A 19,495-nucleotide genomic window follows, 5' to 3' on the forward strand; every position below is an offset into this window, starting at 1 on the left:
GTCTGAACTGCGGATATCTTCCCTTTGCCGGTTGGACCCCAATGAACCTCAGCCTGAGTGACCTCGCGCCACCCCTGCGCTGGACCTCCCCTGGCCAGATCGCGCCGATCGCGGAAGAGCCCCAGCTGCCCGAGGCGTGGTGGCAGGCGATCCCGCTCGACCGCGTGTGCGCCATCGTCGGCACGCAGGCCGTCGCGTCCCGGCTCGCCGACCTGTCCGTGGCCTTCTGGGGTCACCTCCTGCTGGGCGACATCCTGCCGCTGCTGCGTTTCTCCGACCCGGCCGAGGCCGAGCGGACACCGGAGATGCTCGGCAAGGACGTGGTGCAGAAGCTGTACGGCGGCGTCTTCGACCGGCTGCTCGAACCCGCCGCCGCTCCCGTGGCGGTCCGCCAGGACAAGCCGCTGCCCGAGCTCATCGACGGCCTGTTCGGCGCGCTGGACGAGCGCCAGCGGGCGATCGCGAGAGACAGGCTGTACGCGGCCGACCGGGCCACGCTGGACGAGCTGGCGCAGCGCTTCTCGGTCACCAGGGAGCGGATCCGGCAGATCGAGCGCGACCTGCGCGACCACGTCGAAGCCTGGCTGGGCGGGCCGGAGGCCGTCGCGCTGGTCGCGCACGTCTCCTGGCTGCGCGGCAGGCTCGGCTCGGCGGTGCCGGCCGACGACCTCGCGGCGGCCGTGCCGTGGCACCGGGGCGACGTGCGCACGCTGGGCATCCCCGCCTGGCGGTTCGTGCGCACGCTGCTGACCGGCTACGAGCAGGCCGACGGATGGCTGGTCGCCGGCGGCGCCGACGAGCTGCGGGAGAAGACCAGGCAGCTGTTCGCCGACGGTCCGCGCCCGCTGGGCGAGGCCGTGGCCATGGTCACCCAGCTCGGCGTCCGCGAGGACGTGGCCGAGCGGTGGATCCTGGCCGTGCCGCAGCTGCGCGTGCTCGAACAGCACGTGGTGCCGTGGCCGCGCAGCATCAACGAGAAGGCCGAGGCGGTGCTGGCGGTGGCCGGGCGGCCGCTGGCCCCCGAGGAGATCCAGGAGCGCATCGGCGAGGACTACAGCCTGGTCGGCATTCGCAACCAGCTCACCGCCGACGAGCGCTTCCGCCGAGTCGACAGGAACAAGTACGGCCTGACCCGCTGGGGCGGCGACGAGTACCTGGGCATCCGGGAGATGATCGCCAGGGAGATCGAGCGGGCCGGCGGCGAGGCCTCGGTCAGCACCGTCGTCACCAACCTCACCTCCCGATACGACGTCAGTGAGAGCTCGGTGCGCGCCTACTCGGGCGGGCCCGGGTTCGAGCGGACCCAGCGCGGCTGGATCCGCGTCGCGGGCACCTCCCCCACCGGGGAGTCCGAGCCGTACCAGCCGCGCAAGGACGTCTCGGAGACCCGGCGCAGCTTCCGCAGCCGCGACGGCCGCTGGTGGCACCGGGTGGACGTGAACGCCGAGCACCTGCGCGGCTCGGGATCGCCGCTGCCGACGGGGTTCGCGGCGTACCTCGGGATGGCGCCGGGCGGCCAGCTCACCGCCTCGACGACGACCGGCGACGTGGTGATCAGCTGGCACAACCAGCCCACGATGGGGTCGATACGCAACGTACTGGCCGACTTCAAGGCGAGCGAGGGCGACCACATCTTCCTGACCGTCTCCGACGGCGGCGAGCTGCTGACCCGCCACCTGCCGGCGGCGGCCACCGCGATGCCGCCGCTGAACCGGGCGCTCTACCTGATCGGCTACACCGCGCCCGTCAGCTCGGAGGCCGAGGGGCTGCGCCTGATCGGCGCGCGCATCGGGCTGCCGGAGACGGCGACACGCGAGGAGGTGCTCGCCCGCCTGCGCGAGCGGGGCGACCGCGACATCCTCGGCTACCTGGGCGGCTAGCATCGGAGGATGCTGCGGATCTACGACACGCGTACCAGGCAGGTCGAGGAGATCGAGCGCGCCCGCGCCCTGCGCATGTACACCTGCGGGCCGACCGTCTACCGGCACGCGCACGTCGGCAACCTGCGCTCCTACCTGCTGTCCGACCTGATCCGGCGGGTCCTGGAGCGGCAGCGGGTGCGCATGGTCGTCTGTCAGAACATCACCGACGTCGGCCACCTGGTCGACGACGTCGACGACACCGGCGAGGACAAGGTCCGCATGCAGGCGCGGGCGGAGGGACGCTCGCCGGCCGAGCTGGCGCGCCACTACGAGGACGCCTTCCGCCGCGACACCCTGGCGCTCAACCTGCGCCCGCCGGAGCACACGCCGCGCGCCTCCGAGACGATCGAGCTGATGATCGAGCTGGTGGCCAAGCTGATCGAGCGGGGGCACGCGTACGCGGTCCCGGACGGCTCGGTCTTCTTCGACGCACGGACCTTCCCGAGCTACGGCGAGATCTCCGGGAACCGGCTGGACGACCTGAAGCCCGCGCACCGCATCGAGGCCGTCGACCCGCGCAAGCGCTTCCACGCCGACTGGGCCCTGTGGAAGCCCGCCGAGGGCGAGCTGTCCTGGGACGCGCCCTGGGGCGCCGGCTTCCCCGGCTGGCACCTGGAGTGCTCGGCCATGTCGCTGCGCTTCCTCGGCGAGCGCGTCGACCTGCACACCGGCGGCATCGACCTGCGCTTCCCGCACCACGAGGACGAGCGCGCCCAGTCCGACTCGGCGGCCGGGCACGAGGTCGTCAAGCACTGGGTGCACGGCGAGCATCTGCTGTTCGACGGGCGCAAGATGGCCAAGTCGACCGGCAACGTCGTGCTGCTCTCCGACGTGGCCGAGGCCGGGCTCGACCCGCTGGCGGTGCGGCTGGCGTTCCTGGAGCACCGCTACCGGCAGCAGATGAACCTCACCTGGGACACCCTGCGGGCCGCCGACCGCACCCTGCGCCGCTGGCGCACCCGGGTGGCCGAGTGGTCGGAGTCCCCCAGCTCCCCCATGGCGATGCCGTACGTGGAGCGGGTGGAGGCGGCCTTCGACGACGACCTCGACACGCCGGCGGCGCTGCGGCTGATGCGGGAGCTGGAGCGGGATCCGGAGGTGGCGCCGGGGGCCAAGTTCGAGTCGTTCCTGCACCTGGACCAGGTGCTGGCGCTGGAGCTGTCGTCCGACATCGGCAAGGCCCCGGCGGCGCTGCCGGCGGGCGCGGCCGAGCTGCTGGAGCAGCGCTCCCGCGCCCGCGAGGCGCGTGACTGGGACGCCGCCGACCGGCTCCGCGACGCGCTCGGCGAGCTCGGGGTCCGGGTGTCGGACACCCCCGGCGGGCAGAGCTGGAGCTGAACCCCCGGCAGCGCCCGCAGTGCCCGCCGTCCCGCGGCATCACGCGGTGCGGCGGGACGGCGGTTCGCTGCGCGGAAGCAGCACTCACCTGAAGGTCGGGCGGACGGCATGGCAGGGACCGTCCGCCCGCATGGCGCCGTCCTCTTGCGGTGGTGGACGGTACGCGCCATGCGCACGATACGCAGATGCTGGGTTGCATCCGGGTTGCGTCATATCACGCGGTACCGGGGCGGAAACGGCCCGTGACGGGCGGCGGAAGGAGTGAGCGAGGGCTGCCAAACTTGAGTGCGGCGCGGGAAAGATGGAGGTATTCGTGAGGTTCAGGCCCTACGCGTGGATGCCATGGCCACTGCGCTGGTCCGCGCGGATATTGACCGTCGTGCTGGCACTGGCGCTGGTGCTGGCGGGGGTGCTCGTCCACACCGTCCGGCAGTCGTTCCCGCAGGTGGAGGGCACGCTGCGGCTTCCCGGCCTTACCGGAAATGTAGAGATTTATCGCGATAAAACGGGAATCCCGCACATCTATGCCAGCGCTTCCGAGGACCTGTTCATGGCCCAGGGGTTCGTGCACGCGCAGGACCGATTCTGGGAGATGGACTTCCGGCGGCACGTGACGGCCGGGCGGCTGTCGGAGCTGTTCGGCGCGGCGACGCTGGACAACGACAAGGCCATCAGGACCATGGGCTGGCGCCGGGTGGCCGAGCAGGAGCTGTCCGAGCTCACCGAGCGCACCAGGCGTTACCTCGACTTCTACGCCAAGGGCGTGAACGCGTGGCTGGCCGCCAACCCCAACGCCTCCGACCGCAGCCTCGAATACTCGGTGCTCAAGGTCCAGAACGGTGACTACACCCCCGAGCCGTGGACCGCGCTCGACTCCGTCTCCTGGCTCAAGGCCATGGCCTGGGACCTGCGCTCCAACGTCGAGGACGAGATCGACCGCGCCCTGGCGCTCACGAAGCTGCCGCCCGAGCGGGTCGAGCAGCTCTACCCCGGCTACCCGTACGACAAGCACGCCCCGATCGTCACCGAGGGCGCCATCGACAAGGACGTCTACGACCAGCGGGCCGAGCCCCGGCCTCGGCGCGACCCGCGCACCGGCGCCCGCGCGCTCACCCAGGCGGCGCGGGCGCTGGAAGCGGTGCCGAGCACGATGGGCACGGCCGAGCGCGACGGGATCGGCTCGAACTCGTGGGTCGTCTCGGGCGACCACACCGTCAGCGGCAAGCCGCTGCTCGCCAACGACCCGCACCTGTCGGCGCAGATGCCCTCCGTCTGGTACCAGACCGGGCTGCACTGCCGCGAGCTCACCGACGCGTGCTCGTTCGACGTGACCGGGTTCTCCTTCTCCGGTGTGCCCGGCGTGGTCATCGGGCACACCGACAAGATCGCCTGGGGGTTCACCAACCTGGGGCCCGACGTCGCCGACCTGTTCCTGGAGAAGGTGGACGGCGACACCTACCTCTACCGGGGAGAGCGGGTCCCGCTGGAGACCCGGCAGGAGAGGATCGAGGTCGCGGGCGGGCAGCCGGTCACCATCACCGTGCGAAGCACCCGGCACGGGCCGCTGGTCAACGAGGTGATGGGCACGGTCCGGCCGAGCGGCGAGGCCAACGCCGTCGCCCTGTCGTGGACGGCGCTGCTTCCCGGCCGGACCGCCGACGCGGTCTTCGCGCTGAACGAGGCGGGCGACTGGAACGAGTTCCGGGCCGCGGCGGCGCTGTTCGAGGTCCCGGCGCAGAACCTGATCTACGCCGACACCAGCGGCACCATCGGCTACCAGGCCCCCGGCCGCATCCCCGTGCGCGAGAAGGGCGACGGCACCGTGCCCGTGCCCGGCTGGACCGGCGAGTACGACTGGAAGACCGCCCCGATCCCGTACGACCAGCTCCCGTCGGTGCGCAACCCCGCCGAGGGCTACCTCGTCACCGCCAACAACGCCGTCATCGACCCCGCCCGCTACGAGCCGCTGCTGACCAAGGACTGGTCGTACGGATACCGCTCCCAGCGCATCCTCGACCGGCTCAAGGAGGAGATCGGCAAGGGCAAGCTGGACGCCGCCGCCATGTCGCGCGTCCAGCAGGACGACCACAACGGCCTGGCCGAGACGCTCGTCCCGGCGCTGATGCGGGTCAGCCTGGCAGGGCCGAGCGCCCAAGCCAGGCAGCTCCTGGACGGCTGGGACGGCTCCCAGGGCCTCGACTCGGCCCCGGCGGCGTACTTCAACGCGGTGTGGCGGCACCTGCTCAGGCTGACCTTCCACGACGAACTGCCGGAGGCGGCCCGGCCGAGCGGCGGCGACCGCTGGTACGAGGTGGTCGGGCTGCTGCTGAACTCCCCCGGCGACCGCTACTGGGACGACGTCACCACCGAGGAGCGCGTCGAGGAACGCGACGACATCCTGCGCCAGGCGCTCGCCTCCGCCTACCAGGAGCTCACCGAGCTGCTCGGCGACGACGTCAAGGCGTGGCGCTGGGGCGACCTGCACCGGCTCACGCTCACCCACGAGACGCTCGGCACGTCCGGGATCGGCCCGATCGAGGCCCTGTTCAACCGGGGGCCGCTGCCGGTCGCGGGCAACAAGGACGCGGTCAACGCCACCGGCTGGAACGTGCTGGAGGACTACGCGATCACGTCGGTGCCGTCGATGCGGATGATCCTCGACCTGTCCGACCTGGACAAGTCGCAGTGGATCAACCTGACGGGCGCCTCCGGGCACGCCTTCCACGACAACTACTGGGACCAGGCGGAGATCTGGGCCAGGGGCGAGCTGCTGCCGATGCGCTCGGCTCCGGACTCGGTGCGGAAGGCGGCGGCGCACACGCTCAAGCTGACCCCCTGACGTGTCGGCACTCCACCGCCCACGGGTTCCGGGCGCGGCTATGCGCGCGGGTCACCGTCCGTACGTCCGCGCCAGCGCGGGGAGGAGCGCGGGTATCCGCCGTCATCGAGGCCGGCCAGCCGTTCGAAGGGGTTGTACGACGCCTGGTCGCCGCAGACGATCACCGAGACCAGCATGGCCAGCAGGTAGAGCGGCAGCATGGGCAGCCCCACGCACCACGCCCACTGGCTGGCGTGCCTGCCCTCGTGCCGCAGGAGCCGCTCGCTCAGCGAGTCGCGCCTGGTCAGCACCACGTTCCCGACCGTGAAGGCCCCCGCGACGGGAAAGCGGTAGCGGTAACCGCAGGCGAGCACCAGCCCGTCGGGCCCGGCCCGCCGGCGGGCCCCGCCCACGACGGAGATCAGCAGCCCGAGCGGCGTGGTGAGGTTCAGATAGTTCACCACGCGCCGGAACCGATAGCGCCTGTCCATGCGTCTCAGTCTTGACCAATCTTGACAGGTCGGGATAATGGCCTGCGTCCTGAAATCTCCCACAAGAGCAGGATTATGAGATTAGCCATCCTGGGCGCTCTGCTGGGCACCGCGGCACTGGCCGGTGCGGGTGGAATCGCGATCACCCAGACCTCAACCACCGATCCCCTACGTCTCATCGAGCCCCCTCCCGGTGCGCGGCTGGCGCTGCTCCCCAGCACCGCCACCCCCACGCCCACCCCCACAGTCGGGCGCTACACCGCGAAGACAAAGATCGTCAAGAAGAAGGGCGTCTCCTACCTGGACGTCTCCATCAAGTACGGCGGAGCCGCCAGGTTCAGCGTCAAGCAGCGTACGTGCAAGGGCAAGTCCTGCAAGACCGCCACGGCCGAGCTTCCGGTGACCACCGGCGCGGGCAAGACGCAGAAGAAGCTCGGCAAGGGCACCTACAAGCTGCGCGGCAAGCCCAAGATCACGGTCAAGCCGCTCCCGTGGCCCACCAAGACCGTCACGGCCACCCCCACGGCGACGGCCACCGTGACCGAGGCCCCGCCGCCTGAGACGGTCACCGTCACCGAGCCGGGTCCCACGATCACGGTCACCGAGCCGGGTCCCACGATCACGGTCACCGAGCCGGGTCCCACCGTCACCGTCACGGAGCCGGGCCCCACGGTGACGGTCACCTGTCAGCCGGCCCCCGTGCCGCCTCCCACGGGAACTCCCACAGTGACTCCCACGGGGACTCCTCCGGAGGCTCCCACGCCTCCGGTGACGCCGACGGAGGCACCACCTCCCACCGACGTGACGCCACCGCCGCCGACGGACTCCACCGACCTCCCGACACCCCCGCCGACGGACCCGACGACGCCTCCGCCGACAGACCCGACCGGCCAGCCCACCGACGTGCCGACAGACCCGACCGACGTGCCGACGGATCCCACGGATCTGCCGACGGATCCGGTCCCCGAGTGTCCGGCTCCCACGCAGCCGCCGCCTCCGCCTCCGCCGACCGTCTCACCGACGAGCGAGCCGACGGCGACCCCCACGCTCACCCCGCCCTCGACGCCCACCTCGACCACGACGCCCACCTCGACCCCGACCGTCCCCGAGCCGCCGGTCCAGTGACACGGCCGCTCACCGGCCCGGTGCCCCCAGGGGCGCCGGGCCGGCGGGATCAGAGCTCCTTGTAGCGTCCCTCGTGGTAGGTCAGCGCGGTCCCCTCGCCCGGCATCCCGAGCGCGGTCACCGCCCCCACGATGATCGAATGATCGCCGCCCGGATGCACCGCGTCGGTCCGGCACTCCACCGTCGCCAGCGCCCCGTCGAACAGCGCGACCCCCGACTCCCCCCGGTGATGCCCCCACCGTGCGAGCTGCCCGTTCAACGGCCGCCCGCGATGCGCGAAGAACCGCGAGGCGTCCTCCAGGGAGGCCGGCAGCACCGAGACGGCCCACACTCCCGCCTCCAGCACCGCGTCGTGGAACCGCGCGACCTTCTCGGCGCAGAAGAGCACGAGCAGCGGCTCCAGCGACACCGAGGTGAAGGAGTTGACGGTCATCGCATAGTCGACGTCTGCCACCCGGGTCGTGACGACCGTCACGCCGGTGGCGAAGCGCCCGACGACTTTCCGGTACGTTTGCCGATCTCCGTGCCGCTCTATGGACCCATGGTGCACGAAGGTTACTTTATGCCGCTAAGACCGACTGCTCTCCGGATGCCCATGCATCAACCACGAACCCCCTGATGAGGGCGACATCAGGAACGCCGCGACCACGGCCACGATCCCTCCGTAGAGGTACACGTACCCGGGCAGATTTCCCGAGATCACCAGATCCCCCGCGCCCAGCTTGAACGAGAACGCCATCGACACCAGCAGCCACCCCGCCGAGGTCACCCCGGCCCCCAGGCGTGACCCCATCAGCTTGCCCGCCCCCAGGCTGACGCCGAACAGGATGACCAGCCAGGCGATCGCCGTGACGAGCTCCGGCAGGTCGTCGCGCAACGCGTGGGTGAACCCGCCCACCACGCCCATGACGACGCCCAGGACGAAGAGCATGCCGTAGGCGGCCCCTCCCAGCGCCGACTCGGCCTGGCTGCGCTGCTCCATCAGATCCTCCCGAGAGGACCGGCGGCTTCGGCCGTCGTCGGGGGATTCGGGAGCGGGATGGTCACCAGAGCTCTGGCGTGCCCTGGCTTGCCGGGTCTGCGTATCACAGTTGTCCTTCGGGTTTGTCGGTGCCGGTCGATGGCGAGGTGGTGTCGTTACCGAGCGTGAGAGGCGGATGTGCCCAGGTCGTTCAAGTTTCTGCTGCGCCTCACCGGCGAGCGGGCCGACGCGCCCGGGCAGTGCCCGGAGGATCGCCGGAAGTCGTGCGACGCGGCGACCGCCCCGCCCGGGCCGGGTCGCGACGTACGGCAGGCGGTCACCAAGCGCATGCCGGCGTCGACGCGGCGATCGAGGTCTTGAGGGCAGGGCTTGACCTTCGCCGGGCCGCGGGAGCGGCTTGGCGAGAAGCCGCTCCCCTCAGGGAGCGGAAGAGTCACATCGAGGAGGTTAGTGGATGCCCGCGAAGAGATCGTTCTCGCGGACGTGCGGCTCGCCGAGCCCACCCGCCTCGACCGGCGGCCCGGCCACCGCCGGCCCCCGTACGCCCTCGGCCAGCACGAAGTGCTCCACGCCGAGCACCTCCTGGCCGATGTCGTTCGACAGCGCGTACCACGGCTCCCGGACCGTGATCTGCGTGGCGTGCGCGCGCATGGCGGCGGCCTTGTGGCCGATCCACGGCCGCGCGTCGATCTCGGTGGTGATCACGTCGTCCGGGCTGCCGAACGGCATCTCCTCGACGCTCTCCACGATGAACCCGGCGCCGGCCTCCCGCAGGGCCTCGTTGGTGCGGCGCATCACGGACCTGGCGCTGGCCGTGTAGTAGAACTTCGCGATCCGCCACGGCTCACCCTCGCCGAACGCCGGATCGGCGGCCAGCTCGTACGCCCTGCGCGAGACGCGGTGCGCCTGGATGTGGTCGGGGTGCCCGTAATGCCCGTTCGGGTCGTACGTGACCAGGACCTGCGGCCTGACCTCGCGGATCACCTCGACCAGCGCGCCGGCCGCCTCGTCCAGGTCAGCCTGCCAGAACGCGGCGGGGCGGTCGTTGGAGGCGACGCCCATCATGCCGGAGTCGCGCCAGCGGCCCGGCCCGCCGAGGAAGCGGTGGTCCTCGACGCCCAGCGCCGCGCAGGCCGCCGCCAGCTCGCCGATCCGGTGCGGGCCGAGCGCGTCGTCACGGTCGGCGGCCAGGTGCGCGAGCTCCGCGGGGATGATCTCGCCCTCCTCGCCCAGCGTGCAGGTCACGAGCGTGACGTGAGCGCCTTCCGCCGCGTATCGCGCCATGGTCGCGCCGGTGCCGATCGACTCGTCGTCGGGGTGAGCGTGCACCAGCAGCAGCCGTCGGTCCATCATGGTCCAGAGCGTAACGGGCGCCTGGTTGCTGGCAGGATTGGGCCCATGAGTGAGAGCTTCCCGCGCCTGTCTGCCAGGACCCGCCGCTTCACCCTCGGAGTGCCCAGGGGCTTCACGATCTCCCCTGACGGCGGCAGGGTCGTGTTCCTGCGGACCGGGTCGGGCACCGATCCGGTGACCTGCCTGTGGGAGCTCGACACCGAGACGCACGTCGAGCGGCTGGTGGTCGATCCGCGCACGCTCGACGCCGGCGAGGGAGACCTGCCACCGGAGGAGCGCGCCCGGCGCGAGCGCAGCCGTGAGCAGGCCGGTGGCGTGGTCGCCTACTCGACCGACTCCACGGTGACCAGGGCCGCGTTCGCACTGGCCGGCGGGCTGTACGTGACCGAGCTGCCCGACGGGCGCACGCGCAGGCTCGACACGCCCGGCCTGGTGATCGATCCGCGCATCTCCCCTGACGGGCGGCATGTCGCCTACGTCACCGGCGGCGCCCTCCACGTGCACGACCTGACGACCGGCGGTGACCGTGCCCTGGCGACGCCCGAATCGCCGACGGTCACCTACGGTCTCGCCGAGTTCATCGCCGCCGAGGAGATGGACCGCATGCGCGGCCACTGGTGGTCACCGTCGAGCGACGCGCTCCTGGTCGAGCGGGCCGACGACGCGCCGGTCCAGACCTGGTACATCGCCGATCCGGCCAACCCCGACCGGCCCGCCGCCGCCCAGCGCTACCCGGCCGCCGGCACGCCCAACGCCGTCACCGAGCTGTTCGTCCTGGGGCTCGACGGCTCCCGGGTCGCGGTGCCGTACGAGCACGAATACCTGACCACCGCCTCCTGGGACGCGCACGCGCTGTCGATCGTGACGCTGTCGCGTGACCAGAAGACCATGCGCCTGTTCACTGTCGATCCGGCCGACGGCACGTCCACGCTGGTGCGCGAGGACACCGACCCGGCCTGGGTCGACATCGTCCAGGGCGTCCCCGGGCACCTCGACGACGGCACGCTGGTCTGGGTGGCGACCGCCGACGGCGGCCACCGGCTGTTCGTCGGCGACCGCGCCGTCACCCCGCCCACGCTGCAGGTGCGCGCCGTGCTCGACGTCGACCACGACAGCGTGCTGTTCAGCGCGAGCGGCGACCCGGCCGAGATCCAGCTCTGGACCTGGGACGGGCACTCGCTGCTGCCCGTCTCCACCCGGTCCGGGGTGTTCTCCGGGCGGATGGCGGGCGGCGTCGGCGTGCTGTCCGAGCAGAGCCTCGACACCGAGGGCGTGGCCACGACCGTCGTCAGGCGCGACGGCGTGGCGATCCCGATCCCCTCCCACGCCGAGCGTCCCGGCCTCGACCTGCGCGTCTCGCTCGGCCGTTCCGGCCGCCGCGAGCTGTCCACCGCCGTGGTGCTGCCCTCCTGGCACGAGCCCGGCTCACGGGCGCTGCCCGTCCTCATGGATCCGTACGGGGGTCCGCACGCGCAGCGCGTCCTCAACCGGCGCGGCGGCTACCTGGAGAGCCAGTGGTTCGCCGAACAGGGGTTCGCGGTGGTCGTGGCCGACGGGCGGGGCACGCCGGGCCGGGGTCCGGCGTTCGAGCGGGCGGTGCTGAACGACCTGGCCACGCCCGCGCTCGACGACCAGATCGACGCCCTGCAGGGCGTGGCCGAGCAGTATCCCGACGACCTCGACCTGACGAAGGTGGCGATCCGCGGCTGGTCGTTCGGCGGGTTCCTGGCGGCTCTGGCGGTGCTGCGCAGGCCCGACGTGTTCCACGCCGCCGTCGCGGGGGCGCCGGTGACCGACTGGCGGCTGTACGACACCTGCTACACGGAGCGTTATCTGGGGGATCCGGGCGAGCAGCCGGATGTGTACGACAAGTCATCGCTTTTCGATGACGCGGCGAAGCTCGAACGGCCGTTGCTGCTCATCCACGGCCTGGCCGACGACAACGTGGTGGCGGCGCACACGCTGCGCCTGTCGTCGGCGCTGCTCGCGGCCGGGCGCCAGCACAGCGTGCTGCCGCTGTCGGGTGTCACGCACATGACGCCGCAGGAGGTCGTGGCGGAGAACCTGATGCTGCTCCAGGTCGACTTCCTCAAGAAGGCGCTGCACCTGTAAGAAGGCGCTGCGCCTGTAGAAAGGCCCGCATCTACGACCCGGGGATGACGAACCACGGTCTGATTCAGCCCCTGCCAGAACCAGACCGTGGTCCGATGTGGGCGGGGCGCCCTTTCGGCGATCGTGAACGTCATGTTCAAGCCCCTCCTCCTCGCCCTCGCCCTGATCGGGCCGACCGGCGCCCACGCGCAGCCGTCCCCCGCCCTCGCATGGAGCCCGTGCCCCGGTGACAAGATCGGCATGGAGTGCGCCGACCTGCAGGTGCCCGTCGACTGGCGCAAACCCGACGGCCGCCGCCTCACCCTCAAACTGGGCCGCCTCAAGGCCACCGGCACGTCCGAGGGCTCGGCCCTGATCTCCTACGGCGGCCCCGGCGGCCCTGGCATCGGCCTGACGCAGAGCTTGTCCTCCTGGTGGACGAAGCTCCGCGAACGCATGGACCTCGTCACCTGGGACACCCGCGGCTACGGCCGCCAGTTCGGCGGCCTCAGCACCGGCCTCGACTGCACCTGGACCCGCCTCCCCATCCAGCGGTTCCCGCGCGACGACGCCGACTTCGGCCGCCTGTCCGACACCAACCGGGGCGCGGCCGAGACCTGCCGCCACAACGACCCCGAGTTGTTCGCCAATATGAGCTCCGCCGACCACGCCCGCGACATGGAGGCGATCAGGAAGGCCCTGGGCGGCGCCAAGCTCAACTACTACGGCGCCTCCTACGCCGGCCTCTACGGTCAGGCCTACGCCCGCCTCTTCCCCGGCCAGGTCCGCACGATGGTCCTCGACGGCACCCTCAACCACAGCACCGCCGACTGGGACGGCGAGATGGCGGCGATGGCCCACGACAACGAGCAGCACCTGCGCCGCTTCTTCACCTGGTGCGCCGCCTCCGGCGACTGCCGCGACGTCCCCGCGAAGTTCCGGTCCCTCGTCAAGCGCGCCGACCGCACCCCGGTCCCCGCCGCGCCCAACGTCGCCTACACGGGCCGTGACCTGCGCTCCTTCGCGATCGGCAGAGCCAGGCAGGGTGAGCCGGGCTGGCCCGCCCTGGCCAAGGCCATCCGCCAGGCCCACACCGGCGACGCCGCCGCCTTCGTCCCCGAGCGCGGCGCCCGCTATCCCGACCAGAGCACCGGCGTGACCGAGTGCACCGACTGGCCCCGCCCCGCCTCCCGCGCACAGGTCGACGACACCGTCACCCGCCTGCGCCGCGCCGCGCCCACCGCGGGGGCCGCCAACACCCTCGCCACCGGCTCCCTGGCCTGCATCGGCTGGCCGGCCCCGGTCAGCAACCCGCCCGCCCCGCTCCCCAAGGGCCTTCCGCCTCTGCTGGGCGCCGGGGCCTGGGGCGAATCGGAGGCCGTCTCCCGCATCCTCGCCCAGGTCCCGGGCAGCGTCACGATCGCCCACGACGGCCCCGGCCACACCCTCTACGGGGCCAGCGCCTGCGCCCGCGACCACATCAACCGCTATCTCACCGACAGGCGACTCCCGCCCGGGAACACCAGGTGCTGAGAGTGCCCGCTGACGGGCTGCTCAACGTTGCCACCACCAACCCGGCCAGGCATCGCAATTCGCGCAAATATCACGAAATTGCGCCAATGCAACTAGTCATCAATCATGGTGCAAAATCACCAGGGCATTATCCTCCCGTGAGATTCAGGATTCTCGGACCGCTGCAAGTCCTGGGGGAAGCGGGAGAGCTTGAGCTCGGCGTGGGGAGGCAGCGCGTCGTGCTCGCGATGCTGCTGCTGGAGGCCAACCGGGTGGTGCCGGTCAGCCGGCTCGTGGAGGCGCTGTGGGGCGACTTCCCTCCCGGCACCCCGCGCAACCAGATACAGATCCGCATCTCCCAGCTCCGCCGCACCCTGAACGACACGGCACAGCCCTACCAGATGGTGATCACCAGGCCCTCGGGCTACCTCATCCGAGTCGCTCCGATGGATCTGGACCTGACCGCGTTCGAACACCTCGTCACCAAGGCGCAGACCCTGCACCGCGAGGAGGCGGCCCGCACCCTGCGGGAGGCGCTCAAGCTCTGGCGCGCCCCCGCCCTCTCCGACGTCGACAGCGACCTGGTGCGCAGCATCGCCCACGGCCTGGAGGAGCGCCGCCTGCTCGCCTTCGAGCGCTGCGTCGAACTTGAGCTGGAGCTCGGCAACCACCTGCGGCTGATCGAGGAGCTGCGCGCCGTCACCAAGGCCCAGCCTCTCCGCGAACGCCCCCACGGCCACCTCATGCTCGCCCTCTACGGCGCGGGCCGCCAGGCCGAGGCGCTGGAGGTTTTCCGGGCCTACCGGATGTTCCTGCTCGACATGCTGGGGCTCGAACCGAGCGAGGAGCTGCGCTGGATCGAACGCTCCATCCTCAACCACGACCCCGCGATCGACCCCCGCCCGGCGAAGGACAAAGGGCTGCCGCCCTCGGCGTCCCAGGAAGCAGGTGCTGCGCGGCGAGCCACGTCCCCCGCCGGCGAGGGCCCACGGCGAGAGGGCTCCGACCACGGCGGCCCACTCACACCGCCGGCGGACGCGCACGAACGGCACACCAGGGAAGGCTCGGAGCGGAAGCCCCCGCGGCGGGAACACTCGGGGCGTGAAGACTCTCGGCGCGAAGACTCAAGGCGCGAAGGGCCGGAGGGGGAGGGGGCGATGTCACTCTGTGTGATGTCCCGGATGTGGTCCCCGACATCCCGGATGTGGTCCCCGACATCCCGGATGTCTCAGGTCAGGGGGCGGTAGAGGGGATATCCGGGCCCCTATATATAAGAAACTATTTTTTAACTATTATTACTCTCTGTATATATCCCTATGGTTTTTGCTACACGGAGAGCCACCAACCCCAGATTCTCAGACGCCCAGCATCCCGGATATCCCGGATATCCCCGATGACTACACACCGTCACAACAACCGCCCCGAAGGGAGCCCCCGATGAGCCGCCGACCCGCCCCCGTCCTCGACCTCCAAGACGCGCTCTTCGGCGACACCCCCGCACCACCCGCTCCAGCTATCCCTGAAACCGCCACCGCGCCGGCCGCCAAGCCGGCGCGCACGACCGGCCACCCGAGAGCGCCCCGCCGCGACAAGGCGTGGAACGAGGCCACCCCGTGCGCGCCCACCTGCCTCGCCTGCCACCGCCCCGAACCCGGCCCCGACGCCCCCGCCTGGCCGCTGTGCACGGTGACCGGCAGCCGCCACGCCACCCTCTGCGAACACACCAGCGACGCCTACCGCGCCGACGTGTGCCTCATCACCCTCCACGTCCCGGCCGTCCTGATGACGCTGCCCGAGACCGGGCGCACCGTCGCCGCCGTCACCTGCCCGTACTGCGAACGTCTCCACGCCCACGACCCGAAGCCGGGCCGCCACTACCGGATCAGCCGGTGCCGGGCCGGCCGCAAGCCGTACATCGTCCACGTCCCCGAACGGAGCACCCCGTGACCGTCACCAGTCAGCTCATGGACGCGCTCATCAGCCACTACCGCAAGCCCGGCACCGAGCAGGACGGCGAGATCCTCCTCCCCGAAGTCGCCGCCCCCGGCAGCAACCGGCGCTGCGACCTGCTGCGCATCGGAGTGTGGGCCTCGCGCGGCCACGGCATCGACGTGCACGAGCTCAAGACCTCCCGCTCCGACTGGCTGCGCGAACTCGACGAGCCGGCCAAGGCCGAAGCCTGGTGGCCGTACAGTTCGCGCTTTTGGGTCGTCGCCTCCGCCCGGATGATCCGACCTGAGGAGATACCGACCGGGTGGGGGCTCATGGAGCCACCCGACCGAGCCAACCGGCGCCGCTTCCGCATCGTGGTGAAGCCAGCCGAGCGGCAGCCGAAGCTCACCATCGCGCTGCTGGCCGACCTTGTGGGTCGGGCCGACAACATCCGGGCCCGCGAGATATGGAACCTCAAGCAGGAGCACCGCAACGAGCTCTACCAGCAGGCTGAGAAGATCCGAGCTGAAGCCGGTGCCACCCGGCTCGACTTCGACACTCAGGAGCGGCTCGAACTGCTGGACAAGCTGGAGGCTGCGTTAGGTGTCCGGCTCACAGAGTGGCCGGTGAGGAGAGGCGACCGTATCGGCGTGGACGAGTTCGTGGCGGCGGTCGCCGAGTTCACCCGGGACCACGTGGCGCTCCAGCGCCGCCGCCGCGAGGTGGCCGACATGGAGGACCGGGTCCGGCGCGCAGCCGAATTTGCCCTCGCCCGCCTCTCCCCCGAAATTCGAGGCCCTCAGATCCACGGAGAGCCGCGAACGCGCCCGCACTCTACCCAGGACACCCGACACCACCCATGAACCGCTCCACGGCCCGCACAGCCCCGCGCACGCCACAACCAGCATCGCACCTACGCGCACCTACCCACAGGTGCGCGCACCCCAGCGTCCCCCCGAAGCCTCCAGGAGGGCAGAGCAGTGAAAGAGACCATCCGATTCGACCCGGAGACCGACGAATTCGAGATCGAATACGAGGCAGAAACTCCAGAGGAGCAGCAAGAACTGGCGGAACTCCTACGCCAGATGTTCCCCGGATGCAGGGGCGAAGGAGCCTGAGTCCGATGAGCGACCCATCACCCTCCCAGACAGGCCAAGACCCATCGCTATCGGGTCGATGCGGCAGGAAGACCAAGCGCGGCCCGTGCAAGGCGTGGCCGGTGAAGGGCGCCGCCGTGTGTGTGGCCCACGGCGGCGCAGCCCCGCAGGTGCGCCGGAAGGCGGCCGAGCGGCTGGCCGCGCACGAGGCGCTCGGCGAGCTGGCCAGGCGGGGCGTCACCCCGGTCGACAATCCGCTGTCGGCGCTCGCATCGCTGGCCGGCGAGATTCTGGCGGCGAAGGACGTGTTCCGGGAGCGGGTGTCCCGCCTTCAGGAGGAGGCGTGGCGGTATCAGGACGCGAAGGGTGGCGAGCAGTTGCGCGCGGAGCTGGCCATGTATGAGCGGGCGTTGGACCGGTCGGCGCGGGTGCTGGCGGATATCGCCCGGTTGAAGATCGATGAGCGGTTGACTGCGATCACGGAGCAGCAGGGGCAGGCGTTGGCGGCGGTCATCGTCGCGGTGCTGGATCGGCTCGACCTCGGGGAGCGGGCGGGGCAGGTGCGCGAGCTGGTGGCGGTCGAGTTGGAGAGGTTGGCGGCGTGAGTGTCTGGTCGGTGGCGGCGGCGGCTCTCCGTCCGCGCCCATTTGTGGGGGATCCGGCCGGCTGGGTGGAGGGCCGTCTTCGGCAGGTGGTGTGGTCGAAGCAGCGGGAGATCATGGAGTCGGTGCGGGATCACCGCCGTACCGCCGTCAGGAGCGGGCACGGCGTTGGGAAGAGCCACGTGGCGTCGGGGGTGGCGTCATGGTGGCTCGACACGCACGAGCCCGGCACCGCGTTCGTGGTCACGTCAGCGCCCACCTACGCCCAGGTGAGGGCGATCCTGTGGCGGTACATCCGCCGCATGCACGCGGCAGGCAAACTGCCTGGCCGGGTAAATCAGACCGAGTGGCATCTCGGCGGCGAGCTGGTCGCCTTTGGCCGCAAGCCGGCCGACCACGACGAGTCGGCGTTCCAGGGTATCCACGCCCGCTACGTGCTCGTCATCCTGGATGAGGCGTGCGGGATTCCGGGGCAACTCTGGGTGGCGGCCGACGCGCTCACCACGAACACCGACTGCCGAATCCTGGCGATCGGGAACCCGGACAACCCTGCGTCGGAGTTCCGCCGGGTGTGTCAGCCGGGCAGTAGCTGGAACGTGATCGGGATCAGCGCGTTCGACTCGCCGAATCTGACCGGCGAGCAGGTGCCGTCTGCGGTGGCTCAGGCGCTCGTGTCGAGGGAGTGGGTGGAGGAGAAGGCGCGCGAGTGGGGTGTCGAGAATCCGCTCTACAAGTCGAAGGTGCTCGGCGAGTTCAGCGAGGACAGCGAATGGCAGGTCGTCCGTACGAGCGACTTGGCGGCGTGCCGGATCGACCCGGAGAACAAGCCCGCGCCGGCCGATCTGCTGCCGGTCGAGCTGGGGGTGGACGTGGGGGGCGGCGGCGATGAGACGGTGATCCGGGAGCGGCGCGGCCGGGTGGCCGGGCGGGAGTGGCGGGCGCACACGGACCGGCCGGAGAAGATCGCGCCGCTCGTGCTCAACGCGATCCGCGAGTCGGGCGCCACCTCGGTAAAAGTCGACTCGATCGGTGTCGGGTTCGGCGTGATCGGCGAACTCCGGAATCGGGGGTTGCGCGGCGTGCAGATCGTGGCGGTGAACGTGGCGGAGAAGGCGTCGAGGCCGGACAAGTACGTCAACCTGCGGGCGGAGTTGTGGTGGGAGGTCGGGCGCGGCATGTCGGAGCGGCGCGGCTGGGACCTGTCGGGCATGGCCAACGCGGACACCACCGTGGCGCAACTCGTCGAACCACAGTGGGACGTCGACCCGCAAGGCAGGATCCGGGTGGAGAAGAAGGAGGAGATCATCAAGCGCTTGGGGCGGTCGCCGGACAACGCTGACGCGCTGCTGCTGGCCTTCTACAGCGGGACGCGTCCGCGTATCCGCACACTGGGACGATGACGGAAGGGTTCGACGTGGATGAGCAGCGGTTCCAGGTCCGCAAGTACGTGACCTACCAGCGCATCTCGGATGAGGAGGCGATGGAGTTCGGGCTGATCCCGGACACCCGCCCGCCTCTGCCGCCGCCGTCGTGGCGGCAGCGGGCCCGGTGGCGGATCGCTGCGGCGGTGCGGCCGGTGCGGCTGCGCCTGGCGGCCCGGGTCGGCGGGGTGTCGGTCGAGGCGCTGGAGGAGGCGACGTGGCTGTGATGGCCTTGGGTGTACTGGCTGTCGGCGCCATCGTGGTGGTGTGGCTGGTGGCGCGTGAGTGCCGTCGGGTCGATCGGGCGTGGCGGGAGGCTGCCGAGGCGTGGGGTCGCGCGGAAGCGGCGTGGACTCGGTCGGCTGAGAGCTGGGAGCGGGCGTCCGTGACCTGGGCCGAGGTGGCTCGGCTGCGGGCGGCGAGGCGTCCGCGTCAACCCCGCCGTTAGCGGCACAGGAAATTTTTCGCCTTCGTGCACCTGAAACCGTAGATTCTCCTGTCTCGTCTGTACCATCCGGGTCATGGCCACCCCCGCGACGGCCCCCCGAGTCGGCTTCCGGCAGGCGTTCCGCACCGAGCGCGCCGCCGCCACTCCGCGTCCGCCGCGCACCCCTCTGGCCGTGCGCGCGGCCCGCTGGCTCGCCCGCCGTCTCCCGGCCTGGCCCGCCATCCGAACCCTGCTGCTCAGTGTGGCCGGCTTCGGGATGCTGACCGCCGCCGCCTGGACGTTGCATGTCGCCGCTGGCCTCGCCGTCGGCGGCGTCTCCCTGCTGGTCCTGGAAGCCTTGTCGGGTGGTGACCGGCGTTGAGG

At 71.1% G+C, this 19,495-nt stretch carries 18 protein-coding genes; 14 read left to right on the plus strand and 4 right to left on the minus strand.

Annotation, left to right across the window (positions count from 1 at the left end; genetic code table 11):
- The first annotated feature begins 41 nt into the window (after positions 1-41).
- The 3 genes from ADY59_RS13855 to ADY59_RS13865 all read left to right on the plus strand — a co-directional run bounded on the left by ADY59_RS13855 (position 42) and on the right by ADY59_RS13865 (position 6,099).
- A complete protein-coding gene (locus ADY59_RS13855) occupies positions 42-1,880 on the plus strand; it encodes a sigma factor-like helix-turn-helix DNA-binding protein (RefSeq protein ID WP_049562203.1) in 1,839 nt (612 codons plus the stop codon).
- Positions 1,881-1,889: 9 nt separating this feature from the next.
- The gene (cysS, locus tag ADY59_RS13860) at positions 1,890-3,260 is read left to right on the plus strand and encodes a cysteine--tRNA ligase (RefSeq protein ID WP_049562205.1); all 1,371 of its coding nucleotides are present in this window, start codon (positions 1,890-1,892) and stop codon (positions 3,258-3,260) included.
- A gap of 337 nt (positions 3,261-3,597) precedes the next feature.
- Entirely contained in the window at positions 3,598-6,099 is a 2,502-nt protein-coding gene (locus tag ADY59_RS13865) for a penicillin acylase family protein (RefSeq protein WP_049562317.1), read from the plus strand.
- Positions 6,100-6,137: 38 nt separating this feature from the next.
- Here the strand turns inward: ADY59_RS13865 and ADY59_RS13870 are convergent, their stop codons facing one another.
- Positions 6,138-6,569, minus strand: a complete 432-nt coding sequence (locus ADY59_RS13870) for a hypothetical protein (RefSeq protein WP_049562206.1) — start codon at positions 6,567-6,569, stop codon at positions 6,138-6,140.
- Between the two features lie 75 nt (positions 6,570-6,644).
- Here ADY59_RS13870 and ADY59_RS13875 point away from each other — a divergent pair, with 75 nt between their 5' ends.
- Complete coding sequence (locus ADY59_RS13875; RefSeq protein ID WP_049562208.1) at positions 6,645-7,694, plus strand: hypothetical protein; 1,050 nt, start codon at positions 6,645-6,647, stop codon at positions 7,692-7,694.
- Between the two features lie 49 nt (positions 7,695-7,743).
- Here ADY59_RS13875 and ADY59_RS13880 read toward each other — a convergent pair whose 3' ends face one another.
- The 3 genes from ADY59_RS13880 to mshB form a co-directional block, all read right to left on the minus strand.
- Positions 7,744-8,244 (minus strand): flavin reductase family protein, encoded by a 501-nt coding sequence (locus tag ADY59_RS13880; RefSeq protein ID WP_053174738.1) that lies wholly within the window; start codon positions 8,242-8,244, stop codon positions 7,744-7,746.
- An 18-nt stretch (positions 8,245-8,262) separates the two neighbouring features.
- Complete coding sequence (locus ADY59_RS13885; protein ID WP_049562209.1) at positions 8,263-8,676, minus strand: DUF6113 family protein; 414 nt, start codon at positions 8,674-8,676, stop codon at positions 8,263-8,265.
- Between the two features lie 447 nt (positions 8,677-9,123).
- Complete coding sequence (gene mshB / locus ADY59_RS13890; RefSeq protein WP_049562211.1) at positions 9,124-10,029, minus strand: N-acetyl-1-D-myo-inositol-2-amino-2-deoxy-alpha-D-glucopyranoside deacetylase; 906 nt, start codon at positions 10,027-10,029, stop codon at positions 9,124-9,126.
- 45 nt (positions 10,030-10,074) lie between these two features.
- Here mshB and ADY59_RS13895 point away from each other — a divergent pair, with 45 nt between their 5' ends.
- The 10 genes from ADY59_RS13895 (at position 10,075) to ADY59_RS13935 (ending at position 19,493) form a co-directional block, all read left to right on the plus strand.
- Entirely contained in the window at positions 10,075-12,141 is a 2,067-nt protein-coding gene (locus ADY59_RS13895; RefSeq protein WP_049562213.1) for a S9 family peptidase, read from the plus strand.
- A 132-nt stretch (positions 12,142-12,273) separates the two neighbouring features.
- Positions 12,274-13,653: an alpha/beta fold hydrolase gene (locus ADY59_RS13900; protein ID WP_049562215.1), complete on the plus strand. Its 1,380-nt coding sequence runs from the start codon at positions 12,274-12,276 to the stop codon at positions 13,651-13,653.
- A 137-nt stretch (positions 13,654-13,790) separates the two neighbouring features.
- Positions 13,791-14,879: an AfsR/SARP family transcriptional regulator gene (locus ADY59_RS13905; RefSeq protein WP_197093625.1), complete on the plus strand. Its 1,089-nt coding sequence runs from the start codon at positions 13,791-13,793 to the stop codon at positions 14,877-14,879.
- A gap of 190 nt (positions 14,880-15,069) precedes the next feature.
- Entirely contained in the window at positions 15,070-15,579 is a 510-nt protein-coding gene (locus ADY59_RS13910) for a hypothetical protein (protein WP_049562218.1), read from the plus strand.
- Entirely contained in the window at positions 15,576-16,427 is an 852-nt protein-coding gene (locus tag ADY59_RS13915; RefSeq protein WP_049562220.1) for a hypothetical protein, read from the plus strand. The genes ADY59_RS13910 and ADY59_RS13915 overlap by 4 nt, the downstream gene beginning before the upstream one ends.
- 117 nt (positions 16,428-16,544) lie before the next feature.
- Entirely contained in the window at positions 16,545-16,682 is a 138-nt protein-coding gene (locus tag ADY59_RS49935; RefSeq protein WP_156325481.1) for a hypothetical protein, read from the plus strand.
- Positions 16,683-16,783: 101 nt separating this feature from the next.
- Complete coding sequence (locus ADY59_RS13920; RefSeq protein ID WP_049562221.1) at positions 16,784-17,266, plus strand: hypothetical protein; 483 nt, start codon at positions 16,784-16,786, stop codon at positions 17,264-17,266.
- Positions 17,263-18,663, plus strand: a complete 1,401-nt coding sequence (locus ADY59_RS13925) for a hypothetical protein (protein ID WP_049562223.1) — start codon at positions 17,263-17,265, stop codon at positions 18,661-18,663. The genes ADY59_RS13920 and ADY59_RS13925 overlap by 4 nt, the downstream gene beginning before the upstream one ends.
- Positions 18,660-18,911: a hypothetical protein gene (locus ADY59_RS13930; protein ID WP_049562224.1), complete on the plus strand. Its 252-nt coding sequence runs from the start codon at positions 18,660-18,662 to the stop codon at positions 18,909-18,911. Before ADY59_RS13925 ends, ADY59_RS13930 begins: the two co-directional genes overlap by 4 nt.
- A 294-nt stretch (positions 18,912-19,205) precedes the next feature.
- Positions 19,206-19,493 carry a hypothetical protein gene (locus ADY59_RS13935; RefSeq protein WP_049562226.1) on the plus strand — a complete coding sequence of 96 codons (288 nt, stop codon included), beginning with the start codon at positions 19,206-19,208 and terminating at the stop codon, positions 19,491-19,493.
- Positions 19,494-19,495 lie beyond the last annotated feature (2 nt).

The sequence above is a fragment of the Nonomuraea sp. SBT364 genome, assembly GCF_001083785.1.
Classification (GTDB): Bacteria; Actinomycetota; Actinomycetes; order Streptosporangiales; family Streptosporangiaceae; genus Nonomuraea.